The sequence below is a fragment of the Streptomyces sp. RLA131 genome, from assembly GCF_056270125.1.
In genome coordinates this window covers 6,260,477-6,284,002 of sequence record NZ_JBWDOQ010000002.1, presented here as the reverse complement: position 1 = coordinate 6,284,002, position 23,526 = coordinate 6,260,477, and the positions used below count along the sequence as shown (strand labels likewise).

Here is a 23,526-nt window from a genome sequence, read left to right as displayed (position 1 = left end):
TGACTCGTTAAATATAAACGAGGCATCGCGTCTCGTAAAGAGGTGAGGTGATCTAAAGTGATCCCATGACAGAAGCGGCCACCCGCGGCAGGCCCCGCAGCGAGACCGCACGCCGCGCCGTACTCGACGCGGCACTGGAGCTGTGCCAGCGCGACGGCTTCCAGGCACTGACCATCAAGGCCATCGCCGAGACCGCCGGCGTCGGCAGGCAGACGGTCTACCGCTGGTGGCCCACCAAGGAGGCCGTGCTCCTGGACGCCCTGCGCGACCTGGGGCTGCGTGAGAGCCGACGGCTCGACCCCGACACCGGGGACACCCTGCGCGATGTCGAGAGCCTCCTGGAGGCGACCTTCTCCCTCACCCACCGGCTCACCGGCAAGGCCGTCGTCGGCCTGATGGCGGAGTCCCAGCACGACCCCGCGCTGTCGGCCCGGCTGCAGGGCACCGTCATCGGTCCCCGCAGACAGGCCCTGCGGGATCTCCTCGCCCGGGGCGTGGAGCGGGGCGACCTCAGCGACTCCGGGGTGGCTCTCGACCTCGCCGTCGACTTCGCATTCGGCACCATGTGGTACCGGCTGCTGAGCCACCATGCCCCGGTCGACGCCGAGCTGGCAGGACACCTCACGGCGGCCCTCGCGAAGCTTCTCAGCCCTTCCGGCTGACCTGCGCGGCTCCGTACGTACGGTCCGACAGCGGCGCGGCGGCCAGGAACGCGTCGAAGCCCTGCCGCCCTGTTGAGCCCCGGCCCTGCCGCACCAGCAGGCCTCCCGCCCGGAGCGCCTTCATCGCCCTGCCCGGCACCGGCACCGGCAACACCACCACCGGCCGGCGGCGCCCTGAGGCCCGTAGGACCGCCCGCACCACTTCCGCCGCGCTCCACACCTGCCGACCGCCGAAGTCCGGGGCCCGCCCGCCGAGCGGCTGCCCGAGCGCCAGCTCCACCAGGCGGTCCGCGACCTCCCCCACCTCGACCGGCTGGAACAGCACCCCGGAGGGCACCGGCACCACGGGCAGCAGGGCCAGTCGCTGAGCGGCAGACAGCACCAGGTCGTGGAACTGCGTGGCTCTCAGCAGCGAGTACGGCAGCTCCGACCCTCCAGCAGCCGTTCCGCCGCGAGCTTCGCCCGGTAGTAGCCGACGGGCACCAGGTCGACGCCCACGATCGACACATGGACCACGTTGACCACGGGCGCCGTCCGGACCGACGAGGCCGCCCGGACCGCGTCGATCAGACGGCGGGTGGCCGCCTCGTCCGTCCTGCCCGCGCCCTTGGTGTCGCTCGCGCAGTTCACCACCACGCCGACGCCACGCAGCGCCTCGGTGAGCCCGGCACCCGTGGCGAGGTCGCCGACCGCCCACACTTCGCCTTCTCCGGCGTCCCCGGTACCCGCTCCGGCCGGCACCTGAGCACCCGTACAGGGCGGCCGGAATCGAGCAGTCCGCGCACCACCGCAGAACCCGGAACCCCGGTGCCGCGGTGCCGCGGTGCCCCGGTGCCGCGGTGCCCCGGTGCCGCGGTGCCGCGGTGCACCAGCAGCGTTTCGTCACGCATGGTCATGACCGTCCCATCCCTTCTCGGCGCTCGCCGGTCCAGGAGGGAGGACGTGGCAGCGACCGTGGATGTGACACGCGGCTACCCCGGATTGTCAGGGGGACCCGTCACACCGTCCAGGACGGTTCGACATCCACCACATCACCCGCCACGGCCAGCACATCCGCGTCCAGATCCGCCCGCTCCGACAGCCGCGCGACCGGCCCGTCGCGGTATTTGGCGCGCTCGGTCGCCGAATCCCACATCGAGAGCACCAGGAAGTCGGATTCCGGGCCCTGTGCGAAGATCCCGCGCAGCATTCCGGGCGAACCCGCCATCGCCGGGTTCCACACCTTCTCCTGCATCAGGGTGAAGTGATCGGCCCGCTCAGGGCGCACCTTGCAGTGCGCCAGCCGCAGCAGGTCGGTGTCGGCGAAGCGCGCACGGAAGCCGACCTTCACATCCAGCCGGTGTTCGAAGAGCTTCACGCCCAGGCTCTCGTACGTCCCGTCCTGCGCCGCGGCCAGCCGGTCGTGCCCGGAGGACATGAAGGCGTCGTGGTACGCCCGCGTGTCCCAGAAGGAGAACAGGTGGGCCACACCGGGCTGCCCCCGGCTCCATCCGCCCCCCTGCCCCCGGAACCCCGGCTCACCGAGCAGCCCCGCCCACGTCCGCTGCCCTCGTTCGAACCCCGCCCGGTCTGTGACGCCGCAGCGAATCCACTTCACCAGCACCGCGCCATCCTATGTCCCACCAGCACCGCTTCCGTCCCGGACGACCCCGTCAACTCCCCTTACGGGTAAAGGAATACGATCCATCGCATGGACGCCCTGCATTCACGCCTGCTCGTCGAGGATTTCGAGTCCGCGGCCCGCTTCTGGACGGCCGCGCTGCGCGACCTGCTGTCCATCGAACCGGTCAAGGTCCTGCCCGAGGCGGGTTACGCAAACTGGGATCTGAACGGCGAGGCCGTCCTGGTTCTCTACGCCCGCCGCAATATCGCGATGACCATCGGCACCCACGTGCTCCCGCCCCGGGCCGAGGCACAGGACGCCGCCATGCTCGTGTTCCGCGTCGCCGAGGTCGACGGCGCCGCGCGCAGCCTCGCCGCGCACGGCGCCGAACTCCTCGTCGATCCCCAGGACCGGCCCGACTGGGGCCCCGGCCTGCGCACGGCGCATCTGCGCACCCCGGACGGCACCCTCGTCGAGCTCCAGTCGTACTGAGCGGTCAGCCCACTCGCCGCAGCAACTCCGCCTCGGTCCGTGGATCCAGTCCGGGCGCGGGCCGGTCGGAGCGCTGCGGCGCCTGTCCCCCTCGTTCGCGTCGCAGCCACTGCCAGGTGTCGGCGACCGTCTCGGCGACGGGTCGGCAGCGCAGCCCCGCGGCGAGCGCCTTCGACACATCGCCCTGATGCAGACTTTCGTACAGCTCACCCGGCGGCAGCCAGACCGGCAGCTGCGTCCAGGGCTCGATGCCCGCGTCGAGGATGGGTCCGGGGTCGGTCCAGCGCAGCTCGGCGTCGGAGCCGGTGGCGCTCACGCACGCCTTCAGCAGTTCGCCCATGGTCGCGTGCCCGGGCCGCGAGACCAGGTTGTACGGACCGCCCAGTCCGCTCCCGGCCGCATCCGCGATCCAGCAGGCGAGATCGCGTACGTCGATGTACTGCAGCGCCAGATCGCGCGGGCCCGGCGCGAGGACCGGGCCGCCGCGCGCGATCCGGTTGAGCCACCAGGGCAGCCGCCCGATGTTCTCGTACGGTCCGATGATCAGCCCGGCACGCACCAGTAGGGCACGTTCGCCGAACGCCTCGACCGCCGCCAGCTCGCCGCCCCGTTTCAGTCGCGGATACTCCGCCTCACCCGTGTCGTCGGGCGAGCCCTCCACCAGTGGGCCGCCCTCCGGCAGCCCCGCGGGCGCCGGATAGGCGTACACCGACCGACTGGACACATACACATGGCGTCCGGCCCGGCCGGCCAGCAGCCGCGCCGCGTCCCGTACCGCCGACGGGGCGCCCGACCAGGTGTCGACCACGACATCCCACTCGCCCTGTTCCAGAGCCGCGAGACCGCCCTCGGCACCCCGGTCGCCGTGCAGGACACGGACGCCCTCCGGCGGCCGGTGACGTCCGCGATGAAAGACCGTCACCTCCCAGCCGCGCGTCAGCGCCGTCTCCGTGACGGCCCGCCCCACGAACTCCGTACCGCCCAGCATCAGAAGCCTCATACCGACGACCCTGCCCGGGCCGACCCGGGTCCGGACCGGAATCGCCCACAGCGCAACGAGGGCGGAGAAACACGGAAAGAGGGCGCCGGCCTCACCGGCCGGCGCCCTCTCCCCTGCTCAGCGGTCAGCTGCAGCCGCTGGTGGAGCCGCAGCCCTCACAGAGGTAGCAGCTGCCGGCCCGGCGCATCTTGGTGCCGCAGGAGAAGCACAGCGGGGCGTCGGCGTTGAGGCCGAGCTGGATCTCCAGAAGCTCCGTGGAGTTGTGCGCGGCCTTGGGGGCCGGGATGGCGGCCACCTCCGGCTTGGGCGTCGCGACGACCGGCTTGGGCGCCTCGGCCTGGAGGGGGGCGGACTGGGCCAGGCCCTCGACGTCGACGTCCTCGGCGGCGGCCTCGTACGAACCGGTGTCGAGGTGGCGCTGACGCTCGTCGGCGGAGTGGATGCCGAGCGCGGAACGGGTCTCGAAGGGCAGGAAGTCCAGCGCCAGGCGGCGGAAGATGTAGTCGACGATCGACTGGGCCATCCGCACGTCCGGGTCGTCGGTCAGACCGGCCGGCTCGAAGCGCATGTTGGTGAACTTCGAGACGTACGTCTCCAGGGGGACGCCGTACTGCAGGCCGACGGAGACGGCGATGGAGAAGGCGTCCATCATGCCCGCGAGGGTCGAGCCCTGCTTGGACATCTTCAGGAAGACCTCGCCGAGGCCGTCGTCCGGGTAGGAGTTGGCCGTCATGTAGCCCTCGGCGCCGCCCACCGTGAAGGAGGTGGTCAGGCCCGGGCGGCCCTTGGGGAGGCGCTTGCGCACCGGGCGGTACTCGACGACCTTCTCGACGGCGGCGGCCGGGGCGGGTGCCTCGGCCTTGGCGGGCGCCTTCGTCTTGGCGGAGAGGGGCTGGCCGACCTTGCAGTTGTCGCGGTAGATCGCCAGGGCCTTGAGGCCGAGCTTCCAGCCCTCGTAGTAGACCTCCTCGACCTCCTCCACGGTCGCCGACTCCGGCAGGTTCACGGTCTTGGAGATCGCGCCTGACAGGAAGGGCTGCGCGGCGGCCATCATGCGCACGTGGCCCATCGCGGAGATCGCGCGGGCGCCCATGGCGCAGTCGAAGACCTCGTAGTGCTCGGGCTTGAGGCCGGGGGCGTCGATCACGTTGCCGTGGTCGGCGATGTGGGCGACGATCGCCTCGACCTGCTCGGGCTGGTAGCCCAGGCGGGTCAGCGCCTGCGGGACGGTGCCGTTGACGATCTGCATGGAGCCGCCGCCGACGAGCTTCTTGAACTTGACCAGGGCCAGGTCCGGTTCGACGCCCGTGGTGTCGCAGTCCATCATCAGGCCGATGGTGCCGGTGGGGGCCAGCACGGACGCCTGCGCGTTACGGAAACCGTTCTTCTCGCCGAGGCGCAGCACGTCCTGCCAGGCCTCGGTGGCAGCGGCCCAGACCGGGGTGTCCAGGTCGTCCGCGCGCTCGGCCGTGCCGTTGGCGTCGGAGTGCTGGCGCATGACGCGCTTGTGGGCGTCCGCGTTGCGGGCGTAGCCGTCGTACGCGCCGACGACGGCTGCGAGCTCGGCGGAGCGCCGGTAGGAGGTGCCGGTCATCAGCGAGGTGATGGCGCCGGCGAGGGAGCGGCCGCCGTCGGAGTCGTAGGCGTGGCCGGTCGCCATCAGCAGGGCGCCGAGGTTGGCGTAGCCGATGCCGAGCTGGCGGAAGGCGCGGGTGGTCTCGCCGATCTTCTCGGTGGGGAAGTCGGCGAAGCAGATGGAGATGTCCATCGCGGTGATGACCAGCTCGACGACCTTGGCGAAGCGCGCGGCGTCGAAGCGCTGGTTGCCGTGGCCGTCGTCGTCGAGGAACTTCATCAGGTTGAGCGAGGCGAGGTTGCAGGACGAGTTGTCCAGGTGCATGTACTCGCTGCACGGGTTGGACGCCGTGATGCGGCCGGTCTCCGGCGAGGTGTGCCAGTGATTGATGGTGTCGTCGTACTGAATGCCGGGGTCGGCGCAGGCCCACGCGGCCTCGGCCAGCTTGCGGAACAGGCCCTTGGCGTCGACCTCCTCGATGACCTCGCCCGTCATGCGCGCCCGCAGCCCGAACTGCGAGCCCTTCTCGTACGCCTGCATGAACTCGTCGTTGACGCGCACCGAGTTGTTGGCGTTCTGGTACTGGACGGACGTGATGTCGTCGCCGCCCAGGTCCATGTCGAAGCCCGCGTCGCGCAGCGCGCGGACCTTCTCCTCTTCCTTCACCTTGGTCTCGATGAAGGCCTCGACGTCCGGGTGGTCCACGTCCAGGACGACCATCTTGGCGGCACGGCGGGTGGCGCCGCCGGACTTGATGGTGCCGGCGGAGGCGTCGGCCCCGCGCATGAAGGAGACCGGCCCCGAGGCGTTGCCACCGGAGGAGAGCAGTTCCTTGGAGGAGCGGATACGCGAGAGGTTCAGGCCGGCGCCGGAGCCGCCCTTGAAGATCATGCCCTCTTCCTTGTACCAGTCGAGGATCGACTCCATGGAGTCGTCGACGGACAGGATGAAACAGGCGGAGACCTGCTGCGGCTGGGCGGTGCCGACGTTGAACCAGACCGGCGAGTTGAAGCTGAACACCTGGTGGAGCAGGGCGTAGGTGAGCTCGTGGTCGAAGATCTCGGCGTCGGCGGGGGACGCGAAGTAGCCGTGGTCCTCACCGGCCTTGCGGTAGGTCTTCACGACGCGGTCGATGAGCTGCCTGAGGCTGTTCTCGCGCTGCGGGGAGCCGACGGCACCGCGGAAGTACTTGCTGGTGACGATGTTGACCGCGTTCACCGACCAGGAGTCGGGGAACTCGACGCCACGCTGCTCGAAGTTGATCGAGCCGTCGCGCCAGTTGGTCATGACGACGTCACGCCGCTCCCAGACCACCTCGTCGTAGGGGTGCGTCCCCGGGGTGGTGTGGATGCGCTCGATGCGCAGCCCCTTGCTCGCCGATCCCGCCGCCGCGGCCTTGCCGGCCTTCGCGCGGGAACCTCGTGCCGGGCCACTCGTCGTCTCTGTCATGTGCCGCCTCCCAATACAGGCAAAACGCCCTGGAGCGCCGCGGTCTTCCCCGCGACACGGTGTTGTCTGCCGCCGGAACGCCCATGAGGCCATGGGTCCCCGGCAAGTCTGTGGTCCGCCGCCGGTCAGTCGGCGGCGTGGGCGGGCTCGGGGACGTCGATGTCCCCGGCGGGCCCTTCCGGCCGCGCGCGCTCGCGCAGCTCGGAGATGGCGGCCTCGAAGTCCTCCAGCGAGTCGAACGCGCGGTAGACCGAGGCGAATCGCAGGTAGGCGACGAGGTCGAGATCCTTCAGCGGGCCGAGTATGGCGAGCCCGACGTCGTGGGTCGACAGCTCGGCGCTGCCGGTGGCCCGCACCGCCTCCTCGACGTGCTGTCCCAGCTGGGCGAGCGCGTCCTCGGTGACAGGACGTCCCTGACAGGCCTTGCGCACGCCCGCGATGACCTTGTTGCGGCTGAAGGGTTCGGTGACCCCGCTGCGCTTGATGACCATCAGCGAGGCCGTTTCCACGGTCGTGAAACGGCGGCCGCAGTCGGGACACTGCCGGCGACGGCGGATCGATGTGCCGTCATCGGTGGTCCGGCTGTCGACGACGCGGCTGTCGGGGTGCCTGCAGAAGGGACAGTGCATGTTTCCCTCCCCTCCTTGTCACCCTCAGTGAGCACACGACGATAAGGCTCACAAGGCCCTCCCGGGCCCCGCGAAGCTGTCACAAGCATAGGCGATTCTCTGAGCCGCAGAGACCTCGGAACACTAGTTGTGGGTGACAGACACCTGCACAACCACTAGATCTGGTGGCGGACCGGTGCGAGGTGTCCACTACCGGACACCCGCGTGTCGCCGCGCACCGACCGGTGGGAGCCTACGCGAGGCCGTGCCTCCCGCTCGACACGGGGGCACGGGTGACACACTGGGTATACACAACGTCACAGCGCGCACACAGTGGCCATATGACGGTGGAGCGATGTAGATTCCGTAATTAATCGAATCCACTTGCGATCTCCCTTCTTGCTATACACCCAATACCTTGATCACGTCAGCCGATCTGCGGAAATTCACTCGAACGTGTGTTTGGCGCAACCTTTCGAAAGCAACTACCGTTGTCGTACTAGGGAGAACACTCGAAAGGGGCCGCCGTGACCACCACCGCAAGCAGCGCCACACTGACAGCCCAGGACCGCTCCCAGGACCGGCTACGCCCGATGGACGCGATGAACGACGACACGCCCAAGCCCGCACGCTCGCTTCCCGGCCGACCTCCGGGAATCAGGGCGGACAGCTCCGGACTGACCGACCGCCAGCGCCGGGTCATCGAGGTGATCCGGGATTCCGTGCAGCGCCGCGGCTATCCGCCGTCCATGCGCGAGATCGGCCAGGCGGTGGGGCTGTCCAGCACCTCGTCGGTGGCCCACCAGTTGATGGCGCTGGAACGGAAGGGATTCCTCCGCCGGGATCCACACCGGCCGCGCGCATACGAAGTGCGCGGTTCCGACGCGACCGCGGCGCAGCCGACGGACACCGCAGGCAAGCCCTCGGCGTCCTATGTGCCGCTGGTCGGCCGAATCGCGGCCGGTGGCCCGATCCTGGCCGAGGAATCGGTCGAGGACGTCTTCCCGCTGCCGCGTCAGCTGGTCGGCGACGGCGAGCTCTTCGTGCTGAAGGTCGTCGGTGACTCGATGACCGAGGCGGCCATCGTGGACGGGGACTGGGTGACCGTGCGCCGCCAGCCGGTCGCCGAGAACGGCGACATCGTGGCCGCGATGCTCGACGGTGAGGCCACCGTCAAGCGTTTCAAGCGCGAGGACGGCCATGTGTGGCTGCTGCCGCACAATGCCGCGTACCAGCCGATCCCCGGCGACGAGGCAACCATCCTCGGCAAGGTGGTGGCGGTCCTGCGCCGGGTCTGAGCACGGACCCATCCCTAGTACTGGGCCCCGAGACCACTGCGCCGGTCTCGGGGCCCCGCTATGCGCTCACGCCTCCGGGGCGGACGCCTCCTTGGCCAGCGCCGCCGCATCGATCGCCGCCAGTGACCTGCGCACCTGGTTGCGGTCGGTGGTGTACCAGAGGTCCGGCATCGTGTTGCGCAGGAAGCCGCCGTAGCGGGCGTTGGCCAGGCGGGGATCGAGAACGGCGACGACGCCCCGGTCACCGGTGGCCCGGATCAGCCGGCCCGCCCCCTGGGCCATGAGCAGGGCGGCATGGGTGGCGGCCACGGCCATGAAGCCGTTGCCGCCCCGCTGTTCGACATCCTTCTGGCGGGCGCTCATCAGCGGATCGTCGGGGCGCGGGAAGGGGATCCGGTCCATGACGACCAGCTGGCAGCTGGCACCGGGGACGTCCACCCCCTGCCAGAGCGAGATGGTGCCGAACAGACAGGTCCGGGCGTCGTCGGCGAAGCGCCGGATCAGCTCGCCGAGCGTCTCCTCGCCCTGGAGCAGGATCGGGTGGTCGAGTCGGCCGCGCAGTGCCTCGGCCGCGGCCTGGGCTCCGCGCATGGACGAGAAGAGACCGAGGGTGCGCCCGCCGGCGGCTTCGATCAGCTCGGTGAGCTCGTCGAGCATGTCCTCGCGGCCACTGTCCCGGCCCGGCTGGGACAGGTGTCTGGCGACGTAGAGGATGCCCTGCTTGCGGTAGTCGAAGGGCGAGCCGACATCGATGCCCTTCCAGTCCAGGACCTCTTCCCCTTCGGCGCCCTGGGTGCCCTCGGGCGGCAGACCGAGCGAGGCGGCGACGCCGTTGAAGTCACCGCCGATCCTCAGGGTGGCGGAGGTCAGGACGACGGAGCGCTCGTTGAAGAGCTTCTCGCGCAGCAGCCCCGAGACATTGAGCGGGGCGACGCGCAGGGACGCGCCGAAACGCTCGTGCCGCTCGTACCAGAGCACGTCGTACTCGGAGCCCTCGACGATGCGCTCGGCGACCTCGTGGACATTCTCGATGGAAGCCTTGGCGAGCTTGCGCACGACGTCCTCGTCCTGGACGGAGCGGTCGCGGGTCTCGCCGAGCGAGGTGAGCACCAGACGGCAGGCGTCACGCAGGGCCATGAGGGCGTAGGTCAGATCCTCGGGGATCTCTTCGAGACGGCCGGGGAGGGCCAGCTCCATGAGCCTCTCGAAGCCCTCGGAGGCGCTGAGCAGCGCGTCGGCCGCCTTCTCGTTGACCAGCTTGGCGGCCAGCTTCACCGACCGGTTGACCCGGCCGGGAGTGAGCTCGCCGGTGGCGACCCCGGTGACCCGGGAGACCAGCTCATGGGCCTCGTCGACGATCAGCACCTCGTGCGGAGGCAGGACGGGGGCGCCTTCGAGGGCGTCGATGGCGAGCAGGGCGTGGTTGGTGACGACCACGTCGGCGAGCTTGGCGCGCTCGCGGGCGGCCTCCGCGAAGCACTCGGCCCCGTACGCGCAGCGCTGGGCGCCCAGGCACTCGCGGGAGCTGACCGAGATCTGGGCCCACGCGCGGTCGGACACGCCGGGGGTGAGGTCGTCGCGGTCGCCGGTCTCGGTCTCGTCCGACCAGTCGCGCAGCCGCAGCAGATCCTGGCCTAGCTTGCTGCTGGGCGCGGCTGCCTCGAACGGGTCGAAGAGACCGTCACCCTCGTCCTCGGGGACGCCCTCATGGAGCCGGTGCAGGCACAGGTAGTTCGACCGGCCCTTGAGCATCGCGTACTGCGGCTCGCGGCGCAGCAGCGGATGCAGGGCCTCGACGGTGCGCGGCAGGTCCCGCTGGACCAGCTGGCGCTGGAGGGCGATGGTCGCGGTGGCCACGACCACGCGTTCGCCGTGCGCGAGCGCCGGTACCAGATAGCCGAGGGACTTTCCGGTGCCGGTGCCGGCCTGGACCAGCAGGTGGGAGCCGTCGTCGACAGCGGCTTCGACGGCCTCGGCCATGGTGACCTGGCCGGGGCGCTCCATGCCGCCGACCGCGGTGACGGCGGCATGGAGGAGTTCGGAGAGGGCGGGCTTCGTCATAGGCACACCAGAGTAAGGGGCCCCACCGACAACGCGACCGCGGTCACCGAGCGTGAAGGGGGTTCTCGACGGTTCCGTGGACCGCGGCGTGCGGACGCTCGGGGCGGTCGCGGTAGCCGTCGAGGTGGAGCCGGTTGCGGTTGAGGCAGAGCCGCTCGATCCGCGGGACCAGCAGGTCGTAGGCGGCGAAGCGCTCCTTCAGCTCGGGGAAGCGCTCGTGGTGGCGGAGGATCTCCTCGCGCACCAGGGCCCAGAATTCGGCTTCGGGTACGCCGAGTTGGTCCTCGCAGAGCGGGCTGAGGTAGCGGAACACTCCGATGAAGAGCCCGGAATGGATGAACTGGGTCAGGAACGCCGGTTCCTCGGTGAGCAGCACGGCGCGGACGTCGTCGGGCATCGAGGCGTGCTCGGGGAGCGCCTCGGCGCTGACATTGATGTCGTCGACGAAGTCCTTGACGGCGAGCCGGACCGGGGTGTCGTGCTCGTCGAAGACGACGATGGCGTTCTCCCCGTGGGGGGAGAAGACGGTGCCGTACCGGTAGAGGAAGTGCAGCAGCGGAGGCAGCAGCGCTCCGAAGAGGCGCCGCAGCCAGACGCGCGGGGCGAGGCCGGATCGGGCGACCAGTTCGGCGGTGAAGGACCGGCCTTCGTGGTCGGTGTGGAGCAGGGCGGCCAGGGTGCGGGCCCGTTCCCCGGGGTCGAGCCGGCCGGCGAGGGGCTCGCGCCAGATCGCGCCGAGGAGTTCCTTGTACTGGTAGGGGACGGAGGGAAGCCGGTTGTAGACCGGGTGCTCGACGGTGACGGAGGCGACCTCGCCGAGCAGGACGACGCGGGTCTCGTCGCGGAGGAAGGGGTCGGCGTCCCGGAGGCCGTGCACCCAGGCGGTGACGGCGGGGGCGGCGAGCGTGCGCTCGGTGGGGAGGCCGCGCCAGACGAGGGTGTTGAGGATGGAGAGGGGGAGCTTGACGGTGAGGCGGTCGGGGCGGGTGGTGTTGAGGAAGGTGCGGACGGACTGCTGGGGCAGCCGGAGGTCGTTGTCAGTGGTGAGTGGAATGATGCTTGTGTCCGCGATTGAGGGGGTGAAGAGTGGTACGACGATTTCGTCCCACTGCCAGGGGTGCACGGGCAGATAGAGATAGTCGTCGGGGTCGAGGCCGCGGTTGGTGAGTTCGGCGTCGAAGGCTTGGTGGATCTGCGGGTCGAGTTCGCGGGCGTAGAGCCTGGCCGGGTCCCGCAGGCCCGCGGTGCCCCGGTAGGTGGCCAGGCCGGTGCGGGCGGCGATCCAGGGAAGGCGTTGCGGGTTGCGGGCCTCCGGGGCCCAGCGGGCGGTGTCGGTGGCGGAGAAGCCCAGGCGTCCTTTGTTGAGCACGAGCCAGGGGTGGCCGGTCTGGTGGCCTTCGAGTTCGGCGTAGCCCAGGTCGGCGAGCTGGGCGGCGGTGGCGCCGGTGTGCTCCAGGCGGGCGTCGGCGGCGAGGGTGGCGCTCAGTTCGCGCAGCAGGTGGCCGAGGGTGCCGCCGTCGATGCAGAGCACGGTGTCGTGGGCGTGGGTGACGAAGTGGAAGGGGTCCGAGGTGGGGGTGATGGAGGCGGGGTCGACGCGCCAGCTGCCGTAGGTGCCGCGGCGGGCGCGGAAGCGGTAGGTGATACCGGCGGTGAGCGGCAGGCGGTAGGCGTCGGGGCCGCCCTCGGGGTCCGGCTCGGGGGTGATCACCTCTTCGTACGCGAACTCGGCCAGCAGCTTGGCCAGTAAGCGGCGGGCGACGCGGTGCCAGGTCTCGTGGTCCAGTTCCTGGGGAAGGTGCAGCACGTTCTCGGCTCCAGTCAGAGGAGGTCACGCAGTACGCGATCACGGATCATGACGGCCGCTCGCTTGGCGGGCAGCTCGACTTCGGCGGAGAGGCGGAAGCCGGCGGCGAGGAAGGCCGCGACGGAGGGGGTGTTGCGCAGGTCCGGCTCGCCGACGACACGGGCGCAGGCCGGACGGTGGTCGAGGATCTGGTCCGCGACGGTTCGCAGGAGCGCCGCGCCCAGGCCCCTGGCACGGTCGGCGACGGCGCCGATGAGGAGGTGGACGCCGGTGTCGTGGGGGCGGGCCGGGTAGTAGCGGGCGACGGGGTCGAGGTCGGCCCGGTAGATCTCCCAGTAGCTCATGGGGGTGTCGTCGAGGACGCCGAGGCAGGGGACGCTGCGGCCGTCGCCGTCGAGCTGGGCGCGCAGATGTCGCCCGGTGACGTCGGCCGGGCCGTCGAGTTCCCAGAATTCGGCCACGGCCGGGTCGTTCATCCAGTGGGTGATCAGCCGGAGGTCGCGGTCGGGCTGCACCGGGACGAGCCGGAAGGTGCCGACTCCGGTGTCGGTGGGGCTCCAGTCGGCCACCCCGTCGAGAAGGTCCTCGACGAGGGCGGGCGGGCCGGGCCGCACTGCCGGGTCGTCGGCGAAGAGCTCGAAGGCCTCGGGCGGCAGCTGGAGATCGAGGGTGTCCTCGGGGCCGGCGTCGGCGGTCGTCATCGCGGCGGCCTCCTCTCTGGGGACGCTGAAGGCGCCCGGCGCCTCGGACAGGCGGGATTCATACGAGGGGGTTGGGAATGGTGACGTACACGGACTGGGTGTCGACCGGGCCGACGAGTTCGTCCATACCGTGCAGGCGGGTGAGGAGGTTGGCCTTGCAGCGCAGGCCGGGGGTCTGCAGCAGCCGGGCGGGCAGACCGGAGCGCCCGGTGGCGGCGGCCCTGGACAGGAAGCGGCGGAACGCCGCGACGAGTACCTGCTCGTCGGCGAGCCGCTGGCTGCCGAAGGCGCCGATCAGGCCCAGGACGTTGTTGATGCCGACGTAGTAGGCGATCCGTTCGTCGGCGACGGTGTCGGCGACGAAGGTGTCGCTGTCGGTGCCGATACCAGGGAGGCGGCGGTCGAGCGCTTCGCGGTGGCTCTCGCGGAAGTAGTAGCCCTGGTTGTCGCGGTAGCGGCCGCCGCTGGGCCAGCCCTCGGCGTCCAGGAGGACCAGTGTGTTCTGCTGGTGCGCCTCCAGGGCGATGCCGGCCTCGCCGTCCAGCCAGAGGATGGGCTGCACGACCACTTCGAGGTAGCGCAGGAACCACTCCGCGGCGACGGCCGGGGTGGGGCGTCCGGTACGGGCGGCGATGCGGGCGACGAGCCGGCCCAGGTGTGAGCGCAGGGCGGTGCCGGGCGCGCCCGGCCAGGGACGGGGGGAGGTGAGGCCGGCGACGCAGGCGATGTCGTCGTCCGGACCGAAGGGGTTGTGGCGCAGCACGACGTCCAGGCCCTGGACGGCCTCGCGTCCGCTGCCCGGGCTGTCCACGGCGAGCCAGGCCGGATCGCGCACGATGTCGAAGCCGGGGGCGCCCGGGGTGCCGGGAAAGGCGGCATGCCACTGCTCGGCGAGGCCGCCGCGCAGCAGCCGGTGCACCTCCACACCCCGGCGCAGTTCCTTGCGCAGGTTCTCCCGGCGGGAGTTGGTGATGCGCAGGCCGAGGGACAGCTTGAGCATCGCGGTGGCGCCGGGGCGGTAGACGGTGCGGACGGAGGAGGTGGGGTGCCAGGGTTCCCCGGCGGGGCCGAGGTCGTGGAGCAGCCCGGCGTCGAGGAGGGTCCGTACCTCGGGGCGGTGCGGGAGGTCCCTGGCCTGCCAGGGGTGCAGCGGCAGGGGTGCGGTGCCCTCGGGGAGACGGAGACCGGGGCCGGCGAGTCCCGCGAGGAGCTGGTCGGCGGCGACCGGGCGGCCGCGTTCGGTCCAGGCCGAGTCCATGGCCAGGACCGAACGGTCGACGGCCAGCCAGTGGAGCCGGAAGGAGCCGCGGAGCTCGGGTGAGAAGTGCCGGGCCTCGGCGTCGGAGAGGCCTTCGCGCCCCTTGGGCGTGGGGTGGAGGGGGTGACCGAGGATCAGGGCCTGCTCGGCGTCGAGAAAGGGGTGGATGCCGGCCGGAGCCGCGGGCGCCGCACGGCGTTCGGCGACGAAGACGGCGGTGCGGCGTACGGAGTCGGCGACCCGGCCCACCAGGTCGGCCCCGTCGGACGCCACCGCGTCGGTTCCGGCCGCGGCTTCGCGGGCGATCAGCGCCGCCACCGTCACGGCGTCCACGGGCGGGCCGCCGGTCTCGAACCGGGCGGTGCCGAAGCGGTGGTGGCCCACGGCGGACCAGTGCCGCACCGGGATCCGCAGGGCGGTTCCGCTGGCCGGGAGCGGCACCAGGAGGGTGCCCTCCGGCGGTTCGGTCAGCCCGGTCTCGCGCACCCAGCACCGCAGCAGGTTCTCGGCCCCGGCGGCGTCCGCCGCCGCGTAGGCGTCGGGTTGCTCCAGCGGGTCGGCCCCGGGAACGCCGCGCTGCGGCTGTGCCGTCCGGGGTGACACGGCCGGGGTCTCGGTGCCCGGAAGCACGGTCATCGCTTCGCTCCGTTCATGGCGGGGGGAGCCGGGGCGGGCCGGGTGGATACGGCTGCCCGGGGGCCGGCGGCCGCCGCGCCGGTCATGACGGGCTCCCCGGCGCGTACCGTTCCGCGGCGGCCAGCGAGTCCGCGAGGCGGTCGAGGACGGCTTCGGCCTGTTCGTCGGTGATGGTCAGTGGGGGGAGGAGCCGGATGACGCAGGAGTGGCGGCCGCCGAGTTCGAGGATGAGCCCGCGACGCAGGGCTTCCTGCTGGACGGCGGCGGCGAGGCGGGGTGCCGCGGGGAGGGAGCCGCGGTCGTCGGGCTCCGCGGCCGGGTCGACGAGTTCGAGGCCGAGCATCAGCCCGCGGCCCCGGGCATCGCCGACGCAGGGGTGGTGGGCGGCGAGACCACGCAGCCGGGCCAGCATCCGGGCGCCGAGCACCGCCGCGCGCTCGGCGAGGCCCTCCCGTCGTACGTAGGCCAGGGTCGCCGCGCCGGCGGCCATGGCGAGCTGGTTGCCGCGGAAGGTGCCTGCGTGGGCGCCGGGGCGCCAGGTGTCGAGCTCCTCGCGGTAGACGATGACGGCGAGCGGGAGGCTGCCGCCGACGGCCTTGGACAGCACCATGACGTCGGGCACGATGCCGCTGTGCTCGACGGCCCAGAAGGCACCGGTGCGGCCGACGCCGGTCTGCACCTCGTCGGCGATGAGCGGGATGCCTCGCTGGGCGGTGATCGCCCGCATCCGGCGCAGCCAGTCGTCCGGCGCCGGAATGACGCCGCCCTCGCCCTGTACGGGTTCGAGGATCATCCCGGCGGCGGGCTGGATGCCGCCCTTGGGGTCGTCGAGCAGGTTCGCCGTGAGCCGTGCTGACAGTTCGGCGCCCCGGTCGCCGCCGACGCCGAACGGGCAGCGGTAGTCGTAGGGGTAGGGCAGCCGGGTCACCGGCGCGTCGGCGGCGCCGGCCGCGGCACGTACGGCGGTGTCGCCGGTGGCGGCGAGGGCGCCTGCGGTCATGCCGTGGTAGGCACCCGAGAAGGCGAGCAGTCCGGAGCGGCCGGTGGCGGTACGGACGAGTTTGATGGCGGCTTCGACGGCGTCCGTGCCGGCCGGTCCGCAGAACTGCACCCGTCCCCGCTCGGCCAGTTCGCGCGGCAGCGTCTCGAAGAGGGCTGTGGTGAAGGCGTCCTTGACGGGGGTGGCGAGATCGAGGACGTGCAACGGGGCCCCGGAGTCGAGGACTTCGCGGATCGCCTCCAGGACGACGGGGTGGTTGTGCCCCAGCGCCAGCGTTCCCGCGCCGGACAGGCAGTCGAGGTAGCGGCGGCCGTCGGCTCCCTCGATCGTCATGCCCCGGGCGCGGACCGGGACGACCGGCAGCGACCGTGCGTAGGTGCGGGCCCCGGACTCGCGCAGTGACTGGCGGCGCAGGATCCGCTGCCCCGCCGTGTCGCCGCTCTCCTCGAAGTCACCGGCGGGTACGGCCAGTTGCTCCGGCACGCTGGAAATCACGGCCACGTAGTCACTCCTCGGCATCGGCGGCGGCTCCCCGCCACCTCCAACGACCGGCCGCGCTCGCGGGCAACTGCCTGCGCTCAAGATCCTCACAACGGAACCACAGACCCGGCCTCAGCCGTCCTCAACGGCACGGGCATAGTGGGGCGTTGCCCCGTCACCGGGGAGACGTCATGTTCACAACAGGGGGATCGACCCATGCCATCCATACGGCCAGTTCTCGCCGCGGCCGGAGTCGCCGCGCTGCTCGCGGTGTCCGTCACCGCCTGCGGGCGGTCGGGCGACAACGCCGACGACAAGCCGAGTCCGTCCGCGACCGCGACGACCTCCGGCACCGGCGGCTTCAAGCTCCCCACCTCCCTTCCCACCACGGCCGAGGACCTCGACAAGTGGAAGGACGCCCTCAAGAACGGCGGCTGGAAGAACTGGGACAAGGAGCAGTGGCTGCGTGACGCGGCCGACTTCATCAACCCGATCGTCAAGGACCTGTGGGACGCCGACCGGCTGCGCGACGCCGGCAAGACCCCGTCCCAGGACCAGGACGACAGCGACGTCTCGGACGCCGACGACGGCACCACCGACCCCCAGCCCGCCGCGGTCCGGGCCAGGCAGCTCTCGACGCCGTATCACAGCGCCTCCCCCGCGACCGGCAAGCTGCTGTTCGACATGCCCGAGGGCCAGGCGGTCTGCTCGGCCACCGTCGTCAGCGACCCCGCCCACCCGGGCAAGAGCAACCTGGTGTGGACGGCGGGCCACTGCGTCCACGCCGGCGCCTCGGGCGGCTGGTACCGCAACGTCGTCTTCGTGCCGTCCTTCAACGACAAGGGCATGACCGGCTCCGCGCTCAAGACCGCCAGCAGGCAGCAGCTCGCCCCGTACGGCACCTGGTGGGCCACCAAGGCGGGCACCACCCAGCAGTGGATCGACGGCGGCGGCGAGTCCTCGAAGACCAGCACCGCCTACCCGTACGACTTCGCGGTGCTGAAGGTGAAGAACCCGGACTCCGGCAAGTCCCTGGAGGAGACCGTCGGCGCCTCCGTCCCGGTCTGGTTCGACGCCCCGACCGCCGAGGGCATCGACAGCGTCCAGGCGGACGGCTACCCCGCGGCTGCCCCCTTCGACGGCTACGGATACCAGCAGTACAGCTGCACCGCCGACCCGGTCCGGCTGAAGCTCACCTCCGGCTCGCCGACCATGAACTGGCTCGGCTGCAGCATGACCGCCGGGGCCTCGGGCGGCGGCTGGTTCGCCAAGAAGCCGGACGGCACGACGGCGCTGGTCAGCAACACCTCGATCGGCCCGGCCACCGGCCACACCTGGCTGGCGGGTCCGCACCTGGGGTCGCAGGCCAAGTCGCTCTTCGACAGGATCCGCACCTCGTAGCCGGATACGTCCGGATACGGATATGGCGAAGGGCCGCCCCCGTCGGGGCGGCCCTTCGCCATCCGTATCCGGACGAGCGCCGGTGCCGGTGCCGGCTCCGGTGCCTGTCGGTGATCAGCGCCGGGCGACGAGCGCGTACGGCTCCAGATCGGCGGCCAGTTCGTCATGGACGCGGGCCTTGAGGAGCGTGCCGTCGCCGGTGTGCTCCTCGGAGAGCACCTCGCCGTCGGCGTGCGCCCGGGCGATCAGCGCGCCGTGCGTGTACGGCACGAGCGCCTCGATCTCGACCGCGGGGCGCGGCAGTTCCTCGTCGATCAGCTCCAGCAGCTCCTGGATGCCCAGGCCGCTGCGGGCGGAGACCGCGATGGCGTGCCTCTCGTTGCGCAGCAGGCGCTGCAGGACGACCGGGTCGGCGGCGTCCGCCTTGTTGACCACCACGATCTCGGGTACGTCGAGCGCACCGACGTCGCGGAACACCTCACGCACCGCGGCGAGCTGCTCCTCCGGCACCGGGTGCGAGCCGTCCACCACGTGCAGGATCAGGTCCGCGTCCGCGACCTCCTCCATCGTCGACCGGAAGGCCTCGACGAGGTGGTGCGGCAGATGCCGTACGAAGCCGACGGTGTCGGCCAGTGTGTAGAGCCGCCCGCCGGGCGTCTCGGCCCGGCGCACGGTCGGGTCGAGGGTGGCGAACAGCGAGTTCTCCACCAGCACGCCCGCACCGGTGAGCCGGTTGAGCAGCGAGGACTTGCCGGCGTTGGTGTAGCCGGCGATGGCGACGGAGGGCACCTTGTGGCGCTTGCGCTCCTGGCGCTTGAGGTCGCGGCTGGTCTTCATCTCCGCGATCTCCCGGCGCATCTTCGCCATCTTCTCGCGAATCCGCCGCCGGTCGGTCTCGATCTTGGTCTCACCGGGGCCACGGGTGGCCATACCGCCGCCCGAGGAGCCGGAGCCACCGCCACCCATCTGCCGGGACAGCGACTGACCCCAGCCGCGCAGTCGCGGCAGCATGTACTGCATCTGCGCCAGCGAGACCTGGGCCTTGCCCTCACGGCTCTTGGCGTGCTGGGCGAAGATGTCGAGGATCAGCGCGGTGCGGTCCACCACCTTGACCTTGACGACGTCTTCGAGGTGGATGAGCTGGCCGGGGCTGAGCTCACCGTCGCAGACCACGGTGTCGGCGCCGGACTCCAGGACGATGTCCCGCAGCTCCTGCGCCTTGCCGGAGCCGATGTACGTCGCCGGGTCGGGCTTGTCGCGGCGCTGGATGACTCCGTCGAGCACCATGGCGCCCGCGGTCTCCGCGAGCGCCGCCAGCTCTGCCAGCGAGTTCTCCGCGTCGCCCATTGTGCCGTCCGTCCAGACACCGACGAGGACGACCCGCTCCAGGCGGAGCTGACGGTATTCGACCTCGGTGACGTCTTCGAGCTCGGTGGAAAGTCCCGCGACGCGGCGCAGTGAGGCGCGCTCGGAGCGTTCGAGCTGGTCGCCGTCGCGCAGCCCGTCGATCTCGTGGCTCCAGGCGGCGTCCTCTTCCATCAGGGCCTCGGCCCGAGCGCGGCGGGTTTCCGGAGAGGAGGAAGAAGTGGAGGAGGTCATTGGATCCTTTGCTCGCTGACGACAGGTGTCTTAGGAGGAACGTCCGGAGGTCCCGGAGGATTCCCCCTGACGATGGTCCCACGCGGCCTGCCGCACGTCACGTGTGTTTCCTGGCAACGGGAGCGGGAGCCGGAGCCTGTGCCGGAGCCGGTGCGGGAGCCGGTGCGGGAGCCGGTGCGGGAGCCGGTGCGGGAGCCGGTGCGGGAGCGGCCGCCGGTCCGTCGCTCTTCCAGTCGCTGTGCCCCGGCATCGGCGGGGTGTTCCTGCCGTACAGCCAGCCGTCGAGGAAGCCGGTCAGGTCGCGGCCGGTGATCTCGTCGGTCAGCTCGACGAAGTCGCGGGTCGAGGCGTTGCCGTCACGGTGCCGGGCGACCCAGGCGTGCTCCAGTCGCCGGAAGGCGTCGGGGCCGATCTCGGTGCGCAGCGCGTACAGGGCGAGGCCGGCGGAGAGGTAGACGTTGGGACGGAAGATGCCGAGCTTGCCGTCCTTGCCGGGGGGCAGGGGGGCGGCGGGCGGGCCTCCGGCGTCGCGGATCTGGCGGTCGAGGCGGTAGACCCGGTGGGCCAGGTCGTCGAGGTCCAGGCGGTACTTCTCGGCGGCGTAGAGCCACTGGTACCAGGTGGCGTGGCCCTCGTTGAGCCACAGGTCGGACCAGCCGGCGGGGGCGACGCTGTCACCGAACCACTGGTGCGCGAGTTCGTGGACCATGATCGGGGCGACGTCGGACTCGGCGGCGAGCAGCACGCGGCGCTCGAAGAGGGAGAGGGTCTGGGTCTCCAGCTCGAATCCGGTGGCGGTGTCGACGCCGAGGATGCCGTACGTCTCGAAGGGGTACGGGCCGACCTGCTTCTCCATCCACGTGATCTGGCCGCCGGTCAGGGCCAGCCGCTTCTCCAGCTCGGCGCGGTCCTTGTCGGCGGCGCCGATGACGTCGCGCAGTGGCAGGCCGTGCGGGCCGGTGCGGTGCAGCACGGCGGAGCGGCCGATGGACACCTGGGCGAGTTCGGTGGCCATGAGGTGGCTGGTGCGGTACGTCCAGGTGGTGACGGCCCCGCGGTGCGCCTCGGACTCGGGCAGACCGTTGGCGACGACGGTCAGGTCCTTGGGGGCGGTGACCCGGAACGTGAAGCGGGCCTTGTCGGAGGGGTGGTCGCTGCAGGGGAAGACGCGGTGGGCGGCGTCGGCCTGGTTGGCCAGGGCGAGCCCGTCGGGGGTGCGGATCCAGCCGCCGTCCCTGCCGGCCCCGGGATCGCTGCTGTGGACGACGGTGATCAGCAGCCGGTCGCCCTCGGGGACCGGGATCTCCGGGGTGACCACCAGTTCCTCGCGGGCGGTGGACCAGCGGGCGGGGCGGCCGTTGACCTCGACGGAGCGGACGGTGCCGCTCGCGAAGTCGAGGTCGAAGCGGGTCAGGGTGTCCTTCGCGAGGGCGTCGATCCGGGTGACGGCGTCCAGCGGCCTGTCGTTGCCGTGGTAGTCGAAGGAGATGTCGTAGTCGTAGACGTCGTATCCGCCGTTGCCGAGGTCCGGGTAGAGCCGGTCGCCGACCCCCGCGGCGCCCTCCCCGGGCAGGGCCGCGGCGGCCAGGGCGGCGACGGCGAGAGCGGTCAGGGCGGAGCGGCGGGCGAGGGGGGCGAAAGGTCCGATCATGCGATACGGCTATCAGCCAACCGGTCACGGCGGGTGGTGGCGCGGCCACGTTCCACCCGAACGGATGGTGCCCGCCCCCACCGGCCCCTGTGTCTACGTGTGTGCCGCCGCGACCTGGCGCTGCGCCCGGTAGACGTCGTAGACCCCGGGGACGGACCGCATGGCCCGCATGAGGGCGGGCAGGGCCTCGGCGTCGGGCAGCTCGACGGTGTAGGTGTGGCGGACCCGGTGCTCCTGCGGGGGCTCCACGGCCGCGTACACGATGCCGACGCCCTGGGAGGCGATGACCTCGGTGAGGTCGGCCAGCAGCCGGGGGCGGCCCAGCGCCTCGGCGAGAAGGGTGGCCCGGTAGCCGGAGCCGGCGGTGCCGCCCCGCCAACGGACGGCGACCCGGTCCCGGCCGGCGGCGGTCATACGGTCCACGGTGGGGCACTCACTGCGGTGCACGGCGACCGTGCCGCCCCGGATGGCGAAGCCGGTGACCTCGTCGGGCGGCACCGGCGTACAGCAGCGGGCCAGCCGGACCGAGGCACCGGGCGGGTCGGTCTCGGCGACGGGGTCGGCGGCGCGGGCCGTGACGGTGGCCGCGGTGCGCAGGGCGGGAGCGGCCGGCTCGGCCTCCCGCTCGGCGGCCGGGTGGGCGTCGAGCCAGCGGGTGATGGCGATCCGGGCGGCCGGGGTACGGGCGTGCTCCAGCCAGCCCGGGGAGGGGCCGTACACATCGCTGCCCGGGCCCTCCGCGCCCATCAGCAGGTGCAGGGTGTCACCGTCGCGCAGGGCGGTGCTCAGCGGGGCGAGCCGCCCGTTGACCCGGCTGCCGACGCAGGCGTGGGCGCCCTCGCCGTGCAGCGCGTACGCGGCGTCCACACAGGTCGCGCCGTCGGGCAGGCCCACGGTGCCGCCGTCGTCCGAGAAGACGGTGATCTCGCGGTCCTGGGCGAGGTCCTCGCGCAGCGCGCTCCAGAAGGTGTCGGAGTCGGGGGCGTCGCGCTGCCAGTCCAGCAGCCGGGAGAGCCAGCCGGGCTGGGTCGGGTCCAGTCGCTCGCCGTCGGCGGCCACCGGGGCGTCGGCGACGGCGTACGGATTGCCCAGGGCGATGACGCCGGCCTCGGCGACCTGGTGCATCTGCCGCGTGCGGACCAGGACTTCGGCGATCCGGCCCTTGCCGTCGGCGATGGCGGTGTGCAGCGACTGGTAGAGGTTGAACTTCGGCGCGGCGATGAAGTCCTTGAACTCCTTGATCACCGGGGTGAAACAGGTGTGCAGCTCGCCCAGGACCGCGTAGCAGTCGGCGTCCTCGCCGACCAGCACCAGGATGCGCCCGAAGTCGCAGCTGCCGGGCTGGGTGCCTCCGCGTTTGACCCGCACCCGGTGCACCGACACCACATGGCGGGGCCGGACCAGGACCTCGGCGGCGATACCCGCCTCGCGCAGCACGCCGCGCACGTCCTCCGCGACGGCCTCCAGCGGATCCGGGAGCGCCGCGTGCGCGATGAGGGACTCGCGGGTCCTGTCGTAGTCCTCGGGGTGCAGGATCGCGAAGACCAGGTCCTCGAGCTCGGTCTTGAGCGCCTGCACACCGAGCCGCTCGGCGAGCGGGATCAGGACGTCGCCGGTGACCTTGGCGATGCGCGCCTGCTTCTCGGGGCGCATGACACCCAGCGTGCGCATGTTGTGCAGCCGGTCGGCGAGCTTGATCGACATGACGCGTACGTCGTTGCCGGTGGCGACCAGCATCTTGCGGAAGGTCTCGGACTCGGCGGCGGCGCCGTACTCGACCTTCTCCAGTTTGGTGACGCCGTCGACGAGATAACGCACCTCCTCGCCGAACTCCTCACGGACCTGATCGAGGGTCACATCGGTGTCCTCGACGGTGTCGTGGAGCAGCGAGGCGGTCAACGTGGTGGTCTCGGCGCCCAGTTCGGCGAGGATGAGGGTGACGGCGAGCGGGTGGGTGATGTACGGCTCGCCGCTCTTGCGCATCTGGCCCCGGTGCGAGGACTCCGCGAGTACGTACGCCCTGCGCAGGATGTCGATGTCGGTGCCGGGATGCAGGGCGCGGTGCACCTTGGCGATGTGCTCGATGGCGTCGGGCACCCTGCCGCGGCCGCTGCCGGGCCCCAGCAGCGCGGCTCGGCCCAGCCTGCGCAGATCCGCGCCGCGCAGCAGGAGCCTGCTGCGTCCACCGCCACTGGACACGGCGTCCACTGCGTTGTCTGCGCTCATTCGGCACCTCCGGCAGCG

The 23,526-nt window shown here is 71.6% G+C and carries 18 protein-coding genes; 4 read left to right on the top strand and 14 right to left on the bottom strand.

Going from position 1 to position 23,526, the window contains the following annotated elements; translation table 11 throughout:
• Positions 1-65 precede the first annotated feature (65 nt).
• On the top strand, positions 66-662 hold the full coding sequence (locus tag RWE79_RS29365; protein WP_475943078.1) for a TetR/AcrR family transcriptional regulator: 597 nt from the start codon (positions 66-68) through the stop codon (positions 660-662).
• Here the strand turns inward: RWE79_RS29365 and RWE79_RS29360 are convergent.
• From RWE79_RS29360 to RWE79_RS29350, 3 genes are all read right to left on the bottom strand, one after another.
• Positions 646-1,044, bottom strand: coding sequence for a hypothetical protein (locus RWE79_RS29360; RefSeq protein ID WP_475943077.1), 399 nt, complete (start codon positions 1,042-1,044; stop codon positions 646-648). The genes RWE79_RS29365 and RWE79_RS29360 overlap by 17 nt on opposite strands.
• Before the next feature lie 23 nt (positions 1,045-1,067).
• A complete protein-coding gene (locus RWE79_RS29355; RefSeq protein WP_475943076.1) occupies positions 1,068-1,361 on the bottom strand; it encodes a hypothetical protein in 294 nt (97 codons plus the stop codon).
• Positions 1,362-1,659: 298 nt separating this feature from the next.
• On the bottom strand, positions 1,660-2,265 hold the full coding sequence (locus tag RWE79_RS29350; protein WP_475943075.1) for a YdbC family protein: 606 nt from the start codon (positions 2,263-2,265) through the stop codon (positions 1,660-1,662).
• Between the two features lie 87 nt (positions 2,266-2,352).
• Here RWE79_RS29350 and RWE79_RS29345 point away from each other — a divergent pair, with 87 nt between their 5' ends.
• Positions 2,353-2,757 carry a VOC family protein gene (locus RWE79_RS29345; RefSeq protein WP_475943074.1) on the top strand — a complete coding sequence of 135 codons (405 nt, stop codon included), beginning with the start codon at positions 2,353-2,355 and terminating at the stop codon, positions 2,755-2,757.
• 4 nt (positions 2,758-2,761) lie between these two features.
• Here the strand turns inward: RWE79_RS29345 and RWE79_RS29340 are convergent, their stop codons facing one another.
• The 3 genes from RWE79_RS29340 to nrdR form a co-directional block, all read right to left on the bottom strand.
• Complete coding sequence (locus RWE79_RS29340) at positions 2,762-3,757, bottom strand: NAD-dependent epimerase/dehydratase family protein (RefSeq protein WP_475943073.1); 996 nt, start codon at positions 3,755-3,757, stop codon at positions 2,762-2,764.
• A gap of 124 nt (positions 3,758-3,881) precedes the next feature.
• Entirely contained in the window at positions 3,882-6,782 is a 2,901-nt protein-coding gene (locus RWE79_RS29335) for a vitamin B12-dependent ribonucleotide reductase (protein ID WP_475943072.1), read from the bottom strand.
• A 125-nt stretch (positions 6,783-6,907) separates the two neighbouring features.
• Positions 6,908-7,411 (bottom strand): transcriptional regulator NrdR, encoded by a 504-nt coding sequence (gene nrdR, locus RWE79_RS29330; RefSeq protein WP_475943071.1) that lies wholly within the window; start codon positions 7,409-7,411, stop codon positions 6,908-6,910.
• A gap of 506 nt (positions 7,412-7,917) precedes the next feature.
• Between nrdR and lexA the strand changes: the two genes are divergently transcribed.
• Positions 7,918-8,688, top strand: a complete 771-nt coding sequence (gene lexA, locus RWE79_RS29325; protein ID WP_475943070.1) for a transcriptional repressor LexA — start codon at positions 7,918-7,920, stop codon at positions 8,686-8,688.
• A 66-nt stretch (positions 8,689-8,754) separates the two neighbouring features.
• On the opposite strand, the gene RWE79_RS29320 is transcribed toward lexA, so the two are convergent.
• The 5 genes from RWE79_RS29320 to RWE79_RS29300 form a co-directional block, all read right to left on the bottom strand.
• Positions 8,755-10,749: an ATP-dependent DNA helicase gene (locus RWE79_RS29320; protein ID WP_475943069.1), complete on the bottom strand. Its 1,995-nt coding sequence runs from the start codon at positions 10,747-10,749 to the stop codon at positions 8,755-8,757.
• A gap of 43 nt (positions 10,750-10,792) precedes the next feature.
• On the bottom strand, positions 10,793-12,556 hold the full coding sequence (locus RWE79_RS29315) for an IucA/IucC family protein (RefSeq protein ID WP_475943068.1): 1,764 nt from the start codon (positions 12,554-12,556) through the stop codon (positions 10,793-10,795).
• 14 nt (positions 12,557-12,570) lie between these two features.
• A complete protein-coding gene (locus tag RWE79_RS29310) occupies positions 12,571-13,257 on the bottom strand; it encodes a GNAT family N-acetyltransferase (RefSeq protein ID WP_475943067.1) in 687 nt (228 codons plus the stop codon).
• A 58-nt stretch (positions 13,258-13,315) separates the two neighbouring features.
• Positions 13,316-15,151, bottom strand: a complete 1,836-nt coding sequence (locus RWE79_RS29305; protein WP_475943066.1) for an IucA/IucC family protein — start codon at positions 15,149-15,151, stop codon at positions 13,316-13,318.
• Positions 15,152-15,233: 82 nt separating this feature from the next.
• Positions 15,234-16,670, bottom strand: coding sequence for a diaminobutyrate--2-oxoglutarate transaminase family protein (locus RWE79_RS29300; RefSeq protein ID WP_475943065.1), 1,437 nt, complete (start codon positions 16,668-16,670; stop codon positions 15,234-15,236).
• 177 nt (positions 16,671-16,847) lie between these two features.
• Here RWE79_RS29300 and RWE79_RS29295 point away from each other — a divergent pair, with 177 nt between their 5' ends.
• Positions 16,848-18,032: a trypsin-like serine peptidase gene (locus RWE79_RS29295; protein WP_475943064.1), complete on the top strand. Its 1,185-nt coding sequence runs from the start codon at positions 16,848-16,850 to the stop codon at positions 18,030-18,032.
• A gap of 114 nt (positions 18,033-18,146) precedes the next feature.
• On the opposite strand, the gene hflX is transcribed toward RWE79_RS29295, so the two are convergent.
• The 3 genes from hflX to RWE79_RS29280 form a co-directional block, all read right to left on the bottom strand.
• On the bottom strand, positions 18,147-19,631 hold the full coding sequence (gene hflX / locus RWE79_RS29290) for a GTPase HflX (RefSeq protein ID WP_475943063.1): 1,485 nt from the start codon (positions 19,629-19,631) through the stop codon (positions 18,147-18,149).
• A 97-nt stretch (positions 19,632-19,728) separates the two neighbouring features.
• On the bottom strand, positions 19,729-21,282 hold the full coding sequence (locus tag RWE79_RS29285) for a M1 family metallopeptidase (RefSeq protein WP_475943062.1): 1,554 nt from the start codon (positions 21,280-21,282) through the stop codon (positions 19,729-19,731).
• 93 nt (positions 21,283-21,375) lie between these two features.
• Positions 21,376-23,508 carry a RelA/SpoT family protein gene (locus tag RWE79_RS29280; protein ID WP_475943061.1) on the bottom strand — a complete coding sequence of 711 codons (2,133 nt, stop codon included), beginning with the start codon at positions 23,506-23,508 and terminating at the stop codon, positions 21,376-21,378.
• Positions 23,509-23,526 lie beyond the last annotated feature (18 nt).

Coding starts and splice junctions, on each gene's coding strand:
- RWE79_RS29345 (WP_475943074.1), top strand. CDS start 2,353: ATGGACGCCCTGCATTCACGCCTGCTCGTCGAGGATTTCGAGTCCGCG.
- hflX (WP_475943063.1), bottom strand. CDS start 19,631: ATGACCTCCTCCACTTCTTCCTCCTCTCCGGAAACCCGCCGCGCTCGG.
- RWE79_RS29280 (WP_475943061.1), bottom strand. CDS start 23,508: ATGAGCGCAGACAACGCAGTGGACGCCGTGTCCAGTGGCGGTGGACGC.
- RWE79_RS29285 (WP_475943062.1), bottom strand. CDS start 21,282: ATGATCGGACCTTTCGCCCCCCTCGCCCGCCGCTCCGCCCTGACCGCT.
- RWE79_RS29300 (WP_475943065.1), bottom strand. CDS start 16,670: ATGCCGAGGAGTGACTACGTGGCCGTGATTTCCAGCGTGCCGGAGCAA.
- RWE79_RS29295 (WP_475943064.1), top strand. CDS start 16,848: ATGCCATCCATACGGCCAGTTCTCGCCGCGGCCGGAGTCGCCGCGCTG.
- RWE79_RS29340 (WP_475943073.1), bottom strand. CDS start 3,757: ATGAGGCTTCTGATGCTGGGCGGTACGGAGTTCGTGGGGCGGGCCGTC.
- RWE79_RS29310 (WP_475943067.1), bottom strand. CDS start 13,257: ATGACGACCGCCGACGCCGGCCCCGAGGACACCCTCGATCTCCAGCTG.
- RWE79_RS29305 (WP_475943066.1), bottom strand. CDS start 15,151: ATGACCGTGCTTCCGGGCACCGAGACCCCGGCCGTGTCACCCCGGACG.
- RWE79_RS29365 (WP_475943078.1), top strand. CDS start 66: ATGACAGAAGCGGCCACCCGCGGCAGGCCCCGCAGCGAGACCGCACGC.
- RWE79_RS29335 (WP_475943072.1), bottom strand. CDS start 6,782: ATGACAGAGACGACGAGTGGCCCGGCACGAGGTTCCCGCGCGAAGGCC.
- RWE79_RS29320 (WP_475943069.1), bottom strand. CDS start 10,749: ATGACGAAGCCCGCCCTCTCCGAACTCCTCCATGCCGCCGTCACCGCG.
- nrdR (WP_475943071.1), bottom strand. CDS start 7,411: ATGCACTGTCCCTTCTGCAGGCACCCCGACAGCCGCGTCGTCGACAGC.